The organism is Microcoleus sp. S13_C5, from assembly GCF_036700845.1.
In the GTDB taxonomy this organism is placed as follows: domain Bacteria; phylum Cyanobacteriota; class Cyanobacteriia; order Cyanobacteriales; family Microcoleaceae; genus Microcoleus.
In genome coordinates this window covers 1-11,104 of sequence record NZ_JAUBPR010000170.1, presented here as the reverse complement: position 1 = coordinate 11,104, position 11,104 = coordinate 1, and the positions used below count along the sequence as shown (strand labels likewise).

Annotated in this window: 6 protein-coding genes and 1 pseudogene; 4 read left to right on the top strand and 3 right to left on the bottom strand. The window is 47.2% G+C overall.

Features of this window, described 5'->3' with window-relative positions:
• A pseudogene (locus QUA04_RS26960) lies at positions 1 to 149 on the bottom strand (photosystem II q(b) protein); the annotation flags it as partial.
• A gap of 83 nt (positions 150 to 232) precedes the next feature.
• Between QUA04_RS26960 and QUA04_RS26955 the strand changes: the two are divergent.
• Positions 233 to 370: a hypothetical protein gene (locus QUA04_RS26955; RefSeq protein WP_333263075.1), complete on the top strand. Its 138-nt coding sequence runs from the start codon at positions 233 to 235 to the stop codon at positions 368 to 370.
• Here the strand turns inward: QUA04_RS26955 and QUA04_RS26950 are convergent.
• Positions 367 to 2,112, bottom strand: coding sequence for an alpha/beta hydrolase (locus QUA04_RS26950; protein WP_333263072.1), 1,746 nt, complete (start codon positions 2,110 to 2,112; stop codon positions 367 to 369). The two genes, QUA04_RS26955 and QUA04_RS26950, sit on opposite strands and share 4 nt — an antisense overlap.
• A gap of 285 nt (positions 2,113 to 2,397) precedes the next feature.
• On the opposite strand from QUA04_RS26950, the gene QUA04_RS26945 reads away from it, so the two are divergent.
• The 3 genes from QUA04_RS26945 (at position 2,398) to QUA04_RS26935 (ending at position 6,546) form a co-directional block, all read left to right on the top strand.
• Entirely contained in the window at positions 2,398 to 3,378 is a 981-nt protein-coding gene (locus QUA04_RS26945; RefSeq protein WP_333263079.1) for an Npun_R2479 family HD domain-containing metalloprotein, read from the top strand.
• A 398-nt stretch (positions 3,379 to 3,776) separates the two neighbouring features.
• Complete coding sequence (ligA, locus tag QUA04_RS26940; RefSeq protein ID WP_333263069.1) at positions 3,777 to 5,801, top strand: NAD-dependent DNA ligase LigA; 2,025 nt, start codon at positions 3,777 to 3,779, stop codon at positions 5,799 to 5,801.
• A gap of 331 nt (positions 5,802 to 6,132) precedes the next feature.
• Positions 6,133 to 6,546 carry a hypothetical protein gene (locus QUA04_RS26935; protein WP_333263067.1) on the top strand — a complete coding sequence of 138 codons (414 nt, stop codon included), beginning with the start codon at positions 6,133 to 6,135 and terminating at the stop codon, positions 6,544 to 6,546.
• Positions 6,547 to 6,938: 392 nt separating this feature from the next.
• On the opposite strand, the gene QUA04_RS26930 is transcribed toward QUA04_RS26935, so the two are convergent.
• Positions 6,939 to 11,104, bottom strand: a 4,166-nt coding sequence (locus QUA04_RS26930) for a CHAT domain-containing protein (RefSeq protein ID WP_333263064.1), incomplete at its 5' end; no start/stop codon positions are given.

Genomic DNA, 11,104 nt, shown 5'->3' with positions numbered 1-11,104 from the left:
ATGATGTAGCAGATGGTGGCGCTTAACAGGGTGGGAATCATCAAGACTCCGAACCAACCGATGTAAATCCGGTTGTCTGTGCTTGTGACCCATTCACAAAAGCGTTCCCAGACGTTGGCGCTTTCGCGCTGCTGTAAGGTTGTTGTCATTTGTTTATGATTGCTGTATTTGGTTGTCAATGTTCGGATGATGTTTATATTATTAACGGTTTTGTTAACCTTTGTAAAGGGGTTTGACGACAGTTAAACTGATGACTGTGATTAGGAAAGCTGATGAAACCAGAGAGATGGGCGTAGCTTGCGGGGCGGGACGCCATCGTCCCCGCGCGACAAGATATGCCAGCGTGGTCTTCGGCGTACCTCAACCCTAACGAACGGGAGCAATGGGAGGTCGAGAAGGTAGAGAAACAGGAGCGAGGGAAGGTGGAGAGACTGGCCTGCGAGGAGGTGGAGCACTGCTGAACTGCTGGAGTTGCTGCGGGGTTAGTGATCGCAAAATTCTCAGTCCGAGAGTGTCTCGGGAGATGCTTAAAGCGTAGGATGGCTCCAAATACGGGCGGAAATTGGATTTGTTGTTCAAATAGCTTTCCATGAAAGCTAGGCTGAGTCCGCTGAGGTAGCGGCGGGCTAAAGCTGGTTCGGGTCCGATGACCTCTGGTGGTGGCAGAAAGAGGCTTTGAGGGGAATCCTCAATCGTTGAGAAGTGAGTCCCGTTGTTCATCAGTACCAGATATTTGTTGGGCGATGTCAGCCATGTGAACGGTTGAATTTGTTCGAGCAAAGCGGGGGCGACGGTATCGGCGCTGCCTGCGATGAACATGACTGGGATTTGGATTTTGCTAAGGTTTGTTTCTCCGAGAATGCTGCTGACGATCGGGTTAACGGCGATCACAGCTTTGATGCGCGGGTCGCCGAAATTGTACTGGTTGCGCTCTAGGCCGCGGGCGCGGCACTGCAACAGTAGGGAGAGGTTCCAACTATCGTTTTCGAGTCCGCAATATTTGTCTAGGTGTGCAAAATTAATCCCTGCCCCGGCTAATGCTAAAGCCGTATAGCCACCGAAAGACTGGCCGATGACGCCGACCCGCTGCAAGTCGAGCTGCCCTTGATAGGCAGGATTGGTTGTAGAAAGCTGGGTTAAATAATCGAGCAAGTCTTTGATGTCGAGGGGGCGGTTGACAAATTCTGCTGGTTCTACTATTTCATTGGCTCTGCCTGTTACTAAGTCTTGAATTTGTTGGGCGTTGCTGCCGGGGTGTTCGGGGACGGCGACGGCAAAGCCGTAGGAGGCTAGGTGTTTGGCTAAATACTCGAAGGAAATGCGATCGGAACCTAAACCGTGGGAAATTACTACTACAGGAGCCGGTTGGGGGCTGCGCTGTGGCAAGTAAATGTCCATATCAAACGTGCGATCGCGATTTGGACTCGTCAGAGTTACCGATGATTTTTTCCAAGTATAGGGGCCCGGTAGCTGGGGCTGCAGCATTGCCGCAGCCGGTATGGCGGGTTCTAAGGCTGCTTGTGCTTCGGACAACTGGGCGACTCCGGCGATCGTCTGATTGGAACGGTTAATCAGCGATGTCAGCTCGTCGGCAATACCCAAGCCACGAGCGATGTCAATCCTGATGCCATAAGTGGGGAATTTCCGCAGCACGTTGAGTATTGTCAGGCCTTCTGGATCTGAGGCTGCTAAAATCAGGGCGGCTCGGATGGCATAAAATCCGGGCTGCCGAGCTTTGGTTTGAATTACTTGGCCCAAGCGTTTCAGCAGCACTTCTCCTTGAGGCGTGTAGAGAAATTGGGCGATCGTCACCTGGCTGATTTCAGCTTTCGCTTGCAGGGCGCTGCGAATCTCAGCTAGCTGAGATTCTTTGATGTACTGAGCCAAGCCGTCCAAGTTTGAGTCTATTTTGCCTTCTTTGGCAAAAAGTGCCAGGGATTCGATGGGAACTGATTCTTCTAGCGGCCCGTAAGTTACGTAAATTCGCTCGGCACCCATTGCCGGCGCGGCGGTGCAAACAGCCGTGAATGCAAACAATCCTAGGTATTTTACGGCGATCGACCGCCGAGTGCGAACGGCAGCAGTGGAGAGGCTCGAAAACAGACTGTTCATAACTTTCACACCTAGGACTTCTAATAATTAGTCGGTGAAATGATGTAAATTGTTTCGTTAACATTTAATGCCCAAAAATCGATCTGTTGCTTGGGATGCTTCGGAAATTAGGTTATCTTGGGAAGCATAGCCTAAAAGTAATTTTCTGATTTGACAAGGCTAGCTGAAATTTAAAATTCCACGCCGAGGGGTCAAACCTACTGGAATGCCCATTGATTATTTTTTCAGCTATGCAAGATATTTTCGATCGAGTTTGTAACTACAGCCTGAGTGGGAGAATTTATGATGTTCAATGCAACTGCTATCCTGATTGACGCTTTTGTGCAAGAGCTGCAGGCCGGCTACCGTCGCACCTACGGCAAGTACAAGCCTGACTACCCTGAAATTATCGCCTGGGCTGGGACTATGGCTCTGGAAAATATCGCTAATTGCGATGCTCTGTACCACAATGTGGAACACACAATGCTGGTGGCTTTGGTGGGACAAGAGATTCTCCGCGGCAAGCATATTCGCGAAGGGGGAGTGTCGCCGGAAGATTGGCTGCACTACCTGATCTCGCTGCTGTGCCACGATATCGGCTATGTCAAAGGTGTTTGTCGCCAAGACCAAGAAGCTGTGGGACTCTACGCTACGGGTATTGACGGGGGCATGGTTTCTGTGCCGATCGGGGCAACTTCTGCCAGTTTAACTCCTTATCATGTCGATCGAGGAAAACTCGTAATTGACGAACGCTTCGGCGGCCACACATTAATTGATGCCGAACAAATCAAGCGCAATATTGAATTGACGCGCTTCCCAGTTCCTGCTAGCGAAACTCATCAAGACAGAAACAATTATTCTGGACTCGCTAGGGCGGCTGATTTGATCGGTCAGTTGAGCGACCCCAATTACCTGCGAAAAATAAGTGCCCTGTTCTACGAATTTGAGGAAGTCGGCACTAATAAAATCTTGGGCTACAAGTCTCCGGGAGATTTGAGGCAAAATTACGCCAAGTTTTATTGGAATGGAGTTTTTCCCTACATTCCAGCAGCTTTGAACTACTTGGAATTGACCCAAGGAGGCAAACAAATTATTGCCAACCTCTACGCCAATGTATTTCAGGTAGAACACGCTGAACCGCTCGCTTTCAAGCATAACGCTCAAGAATTAATCGAATCCCGCGCCCATAGCAACTTGAACGGCGAAAAAGATGGTGATAATATTCAACCTTCCGTGTTGTCCGGTAAAAACAAGCCATTTGGGGATTTTCCCGACTTGAATTTGTGATGATTGACGCGCATAATTTGGCATAAATAAGGGCGAATCAGTGGATTTCAAAATAGAGAATTCGGCGTGACAGGTCTGGCAACGTTCGGCTTTTAATCAGTCGAAGGATTGGAATTTTGCTCCATAGATTAATCTGGGAGGTTGAACAAGAGTCGAAAATTTTGGCCGACTGGCGACTCCTGTCGGAAATTAACTATCCGTTTTTGGACAGGGTGATAATTAGGATAAGTTTTGATTTTCTAGTTGCTGGAGCTTTGTTTTTAGCTCAAATTGAGATTAATCATCTCAAGTCTAAAATCGCTCTGGCAGCAGAGAGGTTGCTCGCTCCTTTTTTTTGAGCTAAAATGGAGATTTATAATCAAAAATCGAAAATCAAAAATCGAAAATCAAAAATCGATATGGCAGCACAAATTCAGCAGCAAATTCAACAGTTGAGGCACCAGCTACAAGAAGCTAGCTATGCTTATTATGTTCTCGATGCGCCGATTATGCCAGATGAGGTGTACGATCGACTTTATCGCCAGTTGCAAGAATTAGAATCAGATTATCCTGAATTAATTACTGCGGAAAGTCCGACTCAGCGAGTGGGAGAACAGCCTGCTACTCAATTTTTTAGCGTCAAGCACAATATTCCTCTCTACAGTTTGGAAAATGCTTTTAATTTTGAAGAATTTGCTAAATGGCAGGAACGCTGGCAAAGGGTAGCAGGAGATAATCAACAATTAACTGCTGAATATGTTTGCGAGTTAAAAATTGACGGTTCTGCTTTAGCATTAACCTATGAAAATGGAGTTTTAGTTCGCGGTGCGACACGGGGAGACGGCATTGCGGGAGAAGAAATTACTCAAAATGTCAAGACTATTCGCTCGATTCCTTTAAAGCTCAATTTAGATAATCCGCCGCCTGTTGTGGAAGTGCGGGGAGAGGCTTTTTTATCTTTAGCTGTGTTTGAGGAAATTAATCGGGAACGGGAAAAAGCGGGGGAACAATTGTTTGCTAATCCTCGCAATGCTGCGGCGGGTACGCTGCGGCAGTTGGATTCTAAAATTGTGGATAAGCGAAAATTGGATTTCTTTGCTTATACTCTGCATTTAGATCAAGGTAACGAGGGTAACACGCAGTGGGATTCGTTGGAATTGTTGCGACGAATGGGGTTTAAGGTGAATCCCTATCGCAAAATTTGTTATTCTTTGGATGAGGTTCGCGAGTATTACGAATATTGGGATAGTGAGCGGCGGAATTTGCCTTACATGACGGATGGGGTTGTTGTTAAGATTAATTCGGTTTTGCTGCAAAAACAATTGGGTTTTACTCAGAGGTTTCCGCGTTGGGCGATCGCCCTGAAGTATCCCGCGGCCGAAGTGCCTACAATAGTAGAAGCTGTCACCGTACAAGTAGGGAGAACCGGGGCTCTGACCCCTGTAGCGGAACTCAAACCGGTTCAGTTGGCGGGGACGACGGTTTCGCGGGCTTCTCTCCATAATAGCGATCGACTTTCCGATCTGAACCTGCACATTGGCGATACTATAATTGTCAGAAAAGCTGGGGAAATTATACCAGAAGTTGTGCGAGTTTTGCCGGAACTTCGCCCCCAAAATGCTCAACTTTTCCAAATGCCTAGTTGCTGTCCCGAATGCGAACAGCCTGTGGTTCGGGAAAAGGGGGAGGCCGTTACTCGCTGCATCAATACATCTTGTCCAGCGATTTTGAGGGGTTCGCTGATTCATTTTTGCAGCCGAGATGCTCTGGATATTAACGGTGTTGGGGAAAAGTTGGTGCAGCAGATGGTTGATAGCAATCTGGTGCATTCTGCGGCGGATTTGTACGATTTGACGGCGGAAAGATTGATGAGTTTGGAACGCATGGGTAAGAAGTCAGCAGAAAAGTTGGTAAGTGCGATCGCCCAATCGAAAAATCAACCTTGGTCGCGCGTACTTTACGGCTTGGGTATCCGCCACGTCGGCACAGTCAACGCTCAATTGCTGACAGAAAGGTTTGCCACTGTGGAAGAGTTAGCAGCCGTATCGGCGGCCTCGATTGAGGGGGTTTACGGCATCGGGTCGGAAATTGCTCAAGCTGTTTATCAGTGGTTTCGAGTGCCGGCAAATCAAAGTTTAATTGCACGGTTGAAAACTGCGGGATTGCAATTGCACTCAGAAGTAAAAAGTTCCAATTTAGCCAGCACAAATTTACTCCTTGCAGGCAAAACTTTTGTGCTTACAGGAACTTTGCCTACTTTGAAGCGAGATGAAGCTAAAGATTTGATTCAAAAAGCTGGAGGTAAAGTAACAAGTTCTGTGAGTGCTAAAACAGATTATGTGGTTGTGGGAGAAGATGCGGGTTCTAAGTTAGAAAAGGCTCAATCTTTGGGGGTAGAACTACTTTCGGAAGCTGAGTTATTAGAACTGCTATCGAAACCCTAAATGATTGGTGAAAGTCAATATCTCTCTCTTTTTTTTTCTCTGCGCCGTCTGCGCCGTCTGCGATTCGTAAAAAAGCTGATTCACTTGAGCCGTTTTCCGAGAACATCGCCAACCATTCTATTTCCCTAGGTGCAAAATAGCCGATCGCGAATTGGGCAATACCTCAAAAGGCATAGAAATCGCGATGCACTTGGTGAATATACACACTTCCCGGCGGTGCTGCCCCCATCGGTTGTCGGTAGAGGCTAGTTTTGCTAAAATTTGATAAAGTTTGCAATAGCGATGGCAACTGCCAGATTAGCCAAGTCCCAGCAATCAGAGGAGATACATTATGTCGGAAATTCCAGTAGAACAAACACAAACAAACTTGCCAACTCCAGAAACAACTACCGAAAGCTCACTTTCTGGGATGGAAAACGTTAAAAATAGTTTGGGAAACGTCCTAAATAGTTGGAAGTTGAAAGCAGGATTAGCCGTTGCTGTACTTTTGGGAGTTTTGCTATTTGCTTTCTACTGGCAGCATATGATTGCAGTCGTAGGTATGAAGAGTTGGTCGGCGCGATCGGGCGCTCAGCCGATCGAATGTATGGTAAGAGATACCAATAACGACGAGTATGTCAGTTGTAGCGCCCTCCTCGATCAGCAGATTGTCCCTCTTGAGTGCAGTTCGAGTTTGTTCAATATCGGCTGTCGAGTCAATTACGGAACTGCGGCACCAAACCCGAGACAAATCCCCCCTAGATAGAGCATCTACGGGTTAGAGAGGGTTGTTCAAGGAACAAATTTGTTACTTAAAATATGGGACTTACAAAAAAAGCTCTCACCGTGAAAATAGTCCAGCAATAAATAGCGGAAAATTGTTGTTTTTCTTGTTGTAAATTAGCAGGTAAGTAGGCTTACCTGCTATTGCCATTAGCTAATCTGTGATAGATGATGTGCGGCAGTATCTTGGCGATCCGAAGGTTTTTGGTGATATTACTTTGGTGGTGAGGAAACAGAAATAGAGTTCCAAACCCCCTGGATCGATCGGCGGTGGAAATTGGGGCAGCCACGGGGGAACCGCCCCAAGCGGGCATTGCTCCTCATGTAGAAACTTTTGTCCCTCAGAAGCTGAGACTGAAAAATAAAGATGGCAGCTTACCAAGGGCTTCCGATCATGGTGAAACTACTCCAATAGTAAGGATGAGAAAAATTTTGGTTTGCTTGTTGTAAATGAGCAGGTAAATTTAACTTCCCACCTGTTGTTACTAGCTGTCCGTTTTCCAGCCGCACTTTACCGGACATCATTGCTTGTTGAGCCAGTTGCAAAGCTTCTGCCTTAGTTGTGGTTCCTCGCAACTGGTGGTAAAATTCGCTCATCAGCCCCAAAGTGCCTCCATCGTCAACATACCACAAACTCCCTAAAGCAGATTTCGCGCCGGATTTGACTGCTAAACCTCCAAAACCTAACTCTGCTTCCCGATCGCCCATAGCAGTTCTACAAGCACTTAATACTAACAAGTCTACCTGCGGATTGCGCCAATTCAAACTCTCCATGCGATCGAGCTGCAATTTGGAATTCCACAGTTGAATGTAGGAATTGCTCGGTTTTCCCGGTTTGAATTCAGCGTGAGTTGCTAGGTGAACGATCCGAAATCCTCCCTTGGCGTGTTCCGAGTTGAGATTATCTAAAGTGAAAGTAGAATTGAGGAAAGATGGGCTCTGCCACTGAGCCGAAATCGCCTCCAGTTCGATCGGCACACTGGGCAAGGGCTGTTGGTCAACAAATTCTGACCTTCCCATTGCTAGCACTGTGGCGTCTCTAACAGCTTTATAATCAGTATTAGTCGAACTAAAACTTGGAATTAGGCTGAAACTGTATTTTTCAATCAAGAAGCCTTTACCGTCGTGCAACGCGGCAAAGGGCAGGCTCCGCAATCCCGGATCGACAGACAGTAATAAAGTTTGAATTCCTAAGTTTTGTAAGTCTTTTTCTAGGGGGGCGATCGCCCATTTATATAGTTGCTGGGCGGCGCTTAGATAAGTGGTACTATCGCGTTTTGCGGGATTGGTGATTTCATTGCGGAACTCCTGGACGGTAGGGAAAAGAGCTGCTCTGTTGGCTTCGGGGACGCTGTAGTGAATCGGCCGCCCTACGGGAGGAACTAAAATTAGTTCCAGTCGATCTTCTCGCGAGACTATGTAGATAATACCCGACCGCTTGCCCGGTTGCTCTGCGATATCTTGTAAAGTTTGTTGGAAGGTCGAAATCAAGACTTTTTCCTCTGGGAGGTTGGCTTTTACCCCCAAGTATTCTCCAAATTCTTGATTCCTCATTTCTTCGATTCCCCAGATTGTTTTCTGGATATCGTTACCTTCAAAAAGTCGATCAGGAGACGGAACATATCCCAGAACTAAATTAGAAGTAGGGTTGACTGTTGGCGCTTGTTGTGGTGCTGGTGAGGGTGGTACGAAGTCGCTGGGTAATTTACTGGTGATACTTTGATCGATGCTTAAAACTTGATCGCCAGCAGCAACACCGGGATTGTCTCGCGGTGGAGTTTTCGGGGGTTGAAAGTCTTCTGAATCAGGGGTTGGAGGTTGCGGTGCGGGTGTATCTGCGGCTGTGGGCGATGTTGGTGTGGGGACAGGTGCGGGCACTTGTATTTCCGTAGCATCGATCGCAGTTAATTCTGATACTAACTCTATTGGCTCCCTGGCGATCGGAGTGGGAGGGACACTCGGAGTCGGAGTCGGAGTTACCAGCGGAGTGGGAGTCACACTCGGAGTCGGAGTCACACTCGGAGTCGGAGTAGAAGTGACACTCGGAGTGCCAATGACACTCGGAGTCGGAGTCGGAGTCACACTTGGAGTCGGAATGGAAGTGACACTCGGAGTGGAAGTGACACTTGGAGTGGGAGTGGGAGTCACACTCGGAGTCGGATTGGGAGTGACACTGGGAGTCGGAGTTGGAGTTACTACCGGATTGGGAGTTTCACTTGAAGTGGGAGTTGGAGTTACTACCGGAGTTGGAGTGACAACGGGAGTGGGAGTTGGAGTTACTACCGGAGTTGGAGTGACAACGGGAGTGGGAGTTGAAGTTACTACCGGAGTTGGAGTTGGAGTTACTACCGGATTGGGAGTTTCACTCGGAGTGGGAGTGGGAGTTACTACCGGAGTTGGAGTTTCACTCGGAGTGGGAGTGGGAGTTACTACCGGAGTTGGAATTTCACTCGGAGTGGGAGTGGGAGTTACTACCGGAGTTGGAATTTCACTCGGAGTGGGAGGGGGAGTTACTACCGGAGTTGGAGTTGGTGTAGGTGTCGGGTCGATCGCGTCATCAGTCGAAAACACAATATTACCAACATTACTAGAACGAGGAAACGACTGCGATGTAATGGTAGATTGTCCCGTTGTAATTGCACCCGCCGTACCGTTGCTAGCAGCATCCCCCACCACAAACGGTTGAATCGGCGTCCCTCCATCTCCCCCAGCGTGCACAATTGTAATTTTGCCACCACCGGCACCGCCAGCAGTAGAAATGCTAGCAAATCCCGTCGGGGACAGTGGGGTTGAAAAAGTACCAGTAGCGCGGAAAAAATTGCCTGTTATTGCTGTGACATCGCCGCCGGTGCCGCCAGTACCGCCTTGGGCATTGATAAACTCTACTTGAATATCGCCGATCGGATCTAAGAACACATTGCCCGCATTTCCGAGTATACCGCTAGAGTTAATTTGTCCGGCCGTAATTGAAGTTATCGCCTTAACTGTTATGTTACCGCCACTGTTTGCCGATGTATTCAAATTGCCTGCGGTGAAATTGTTACCGCTTGTAAATAGAATTTCTCCGCCATTAGTAGTAATATTTTTAACACTTAAATCGCCCTTGGCAATAATATCGACTTTGGCGGCGGTGACATCTCCCGATAAGTTGACTTTTTCCGTGTTTAGTGCTGTCAATTGTTGCGCGTTAATTGTCGAGTTTCCTGTCACATTGCCAGCATTTTCGATCGCCAAATTTCCTAACTTGCTGGTAGCCCCCACCGAACCGTTGAAAGTGATGCTGCCGCTACCGGAGGCTAGAGTTAAGTTGCGGGCATTAATGCTGTCACTGTCGATCGCACCAAAAGCAATATTTCCCCCGGCGGTACTAAATACCGCATCCTTTGTCAAAACCAAAGCATTGCTAATATTAATGTTGCCATTGTTCGTCGTAACATTACCGCCTAATCTAGTGTTTAATCCCGTCACATTAAAACCATAATGGCTTTTAACGTTTCCAATAAATTCTGCATTTGAGGCAGTAACATTCAAAACAGATAATGGCGTTGTGTCTCCGATATTTCCTTGCACCAGCACATTGCCTGTAGCCGCCGCATCTAAGTTCAACAAATGATTACCGTCTATCGCACCAGTTATCTTAATATCTCCGCCGCCGGTAGTGAGATTAATATCGTTGCCGAGTGTGACATTGCCGTTGAGAGCGATCGGATTTTTATTGGTATTGATGCCATAATTCAAATTAATTGTGGAAGCGTTGAGAGCAATGCTGCTGTTGTCATTGCCGGTAAGAGTGCCATCAAGTGCGATCGTACCAGTTCCCGTTTGAATATTTACTGGGTCTAAAAATGTGAGATTATAGGGAATACTAATATTAGCGCTGCTATCCGAGCGCCCGATCGCGATCGAGCTAAACCCATTTTGAATCAAATTAAGTTCCGATGCAGTCAAATCTAAAGCGCTAGTATTGTTATCAATTCCGCCCACAACAATATTTTGTCCTGCGGTTGCGGGTTGTAGCGTTAACGCACCAGTACCAGAAAGATTCCCGGCAAAATCAATTTCACCGGCTGTTAAATTCAACGGGTTACTACCTGCCGATAAAGTAGAACCGAAAGCAAGAGTTGCATCTCCAAGTGTAAAACTTACAGGAGCTTTTAATGTCACTGGGCCACTAAAAGTAATGTTATCATTAGTTGTGGCCATATTTCCGCTAACCGCCACATTTCCCCCGCCATTTTGAATAAATGCACCGTCTAAGTTCAGGTTTTTCTCAATATTGAGATTCACCTTATTGGTAATTGTGAGCGTGCCGTCATTGGTGGTTGTTACAGTTCCTTTGAGATTAACATTCTCAGCCGCAATACCGAGATTGCCAGCTACGTCAACTGTATTATTGAAAGTAATGTCGCTGCCGGAGAGAAGGGGATTATTGGCAATTGTAACTGCATCTCCATAAGTTTGAGGGCCAGTTGTAGTCACATTGCCATTGAGTTGAGTTGTGCCACCAATATTAGTCGTCAAACTCGCGGCATCGACTGTTT

Coding starts and splice junctions, on each gene's coding strand:
- QUA04_RS26950 (WP_333263072.1), bottom strand. CDS start 2,112: ATGAACAGTCTGTTTTCGAGCCTCTCCACTGCTGCCGTTCGCACTCGG.
- QUA04_RS26945 (WP_333263079.1), top strand. CDS start 2,398: ATGTTCAATGCAACTGCTATCCTGATTGACGCTTTTGTGCAAGAGCTG.
- ligA (WP_333263069.1), top strand. CDS start 3,777: ATGGCAGCACAAATTCAGCAGCAAATTCAACAGTTGAGGCACCAGCTA.
- QUA04_RS26935 (WP_333263067.1), top strand. CDS start 6,133: ATGTCGGAAATTCCAGTAGAACAAACACAAACAAACTTGCCAACTCCA.